The following is a 1,511-nucleotide window of genomic DNA, read 5'->3' on the forward strand; positions in this document are numbered from 1 at the left end:
TCTTTCAAATACTGTATCGTCGAAGGAAAAAAATCCTTGAACAAAAAATGTAAAAAAATCCGATTATTTTAAAAAAAGCGGCTAAGTGTTTGTTTTCCCGCTCAACTTGTCTCTAGGCGAGAATATATAAGGAACGATTTGGATGGGTGGTCAAAAAATTGTCGGTTTTATGGCAACTTTCCGACGCGTTTTGATGAGGTTGTGAAAGTGGACCGACATAAATCGATTAAGCCACTGATAATAGGCAATAACCCTAAGAGGACTCGAGCTTGTATGAAGCCTCTTATTCCAAGATATCGCCTAAATTTGGCTTTTTTACCTGTGTCACACTCTCTAATCGCTAAACAACACTTATAATGTTTGATGTCGATAATATATTGAAAATTCAGGCTGGTAATTAAGTTTAAGTTTGGCTGTATTGTAGATTGTCGACAAAGGTCAGGGTCGAGGTAATTTTTATCAATATTTATGGAATGATCAATACATTTTTTATTTGCTTTAGCCTACTGGGAGTCTTTTCCCAGTTAGTTACCATATGGAAGCGAAGGAAAACAGGAAGGTTGCCTTCCACCCAATCACTTTCCCTAAAGATGTTTACAGTCAGTTTTTTAGCTTATTATTCATTTTTTGTGTATGGGATGGCCATAGAACCTGTTAACCACTTCATGGTTTGGCCCAGGCTTATTGCGTGTCTACTAGTCGCCGCTATTATCTACGAGATATGGCTGGATAGACGCGCATTAACCCAATCTATCGTCTTAAGCGTGGTATTGATTTCACTTGTTGCAGCAGACGTTTTTGGTTTAAGTGATCATACCTATCAGGATGAAGGAAAAGTAGTGATATCAACCTTGGTAGTCATTATTGCACTCTCTTTAGCATACGGTTACTACTCTCAAATAATGAATATCATTCTTACAGGGGAAATTGGTGCATTAGATAAAAAAATGAGCTTTTATATTTTGTTAATGGACTTTTCGTCAGTGGCGTTTGCATTGAGCTTGGGAGTGAAAAACGGTTGGCCATTACTCTTCCTGGCGACCATAAGTGGTGTGACTAAGATTATTGTTCTCTATTTATGTAGATGGGTCAGAGTAAGCGAAAAAGCACTACAGCTACGCCAAACCAGTACGTTAACAACAAGATGACAGGTGTGGTGGGTCGTGCAGAGAAGATAGCAGCAATACGCTGCAACGCTGACGAGTTGACCTTTCGAGTATATAGAATATGCCCATTTACAGCACCCCTCTACTCTATAGCTATTGGATTAGTAAACAGGTTACTCGCCAGGACAGTGGTGAATAAATGGGTTAAGGGCAAAGCTAACTTATACGTATATTAAACCCTGTGGAAAATCACCAAGAAGCGGAGACGATTAAGTTATCTAGCGCGTTGCACTATAGAAGAGGAAGAAGTCGTGAGCCGGTATAGAGGTGGTTTACGATAAAATTAAAAAGCCGGACACAAGGTCCGGCAACTGCTCAGTGTTAGGAGAGAATGAGCAAAAAAAG

General features: G+C 39.4%; 1 protein-coding gene. It reads left to right on the forward strand.

Annotated elements, in window-relative coordinates:
• Nucleotides 1–638: 638 nt before the first annotated feature.
• Nucleotides 639–1,148, forward strand: a complete 510-nt coding sequence (locus OPS28_RS00005) for a hypothetical protein (protein ID WP_265607352.1) — start codon at nucleotides 639–641, stop codon at nucleotides 1,146–1,148.
• Nucleotides 1,149–1,511 lie beyond the last annotated feature (363 nt).

This window comes from Alteromonas sp. ASW11-130 (assembly GCF_026183735.1).
Classification (GTDB): domain Bacteria; phylum Pseudomonadota; class Gammaproteobacteria; order Enterobacterales; family Alteromonadaceae; genus Alteromonas.

Bases quoted from the DNA above. Each gene is read 5' to 3' on its own strand.
- OPS28_RS00005 (WP_265607352.1), top strand. From the start codon at position 639: ATGGCCATAGAACCTGTTAACCACTTCATGGTTTGGCCCAGGCTTATT.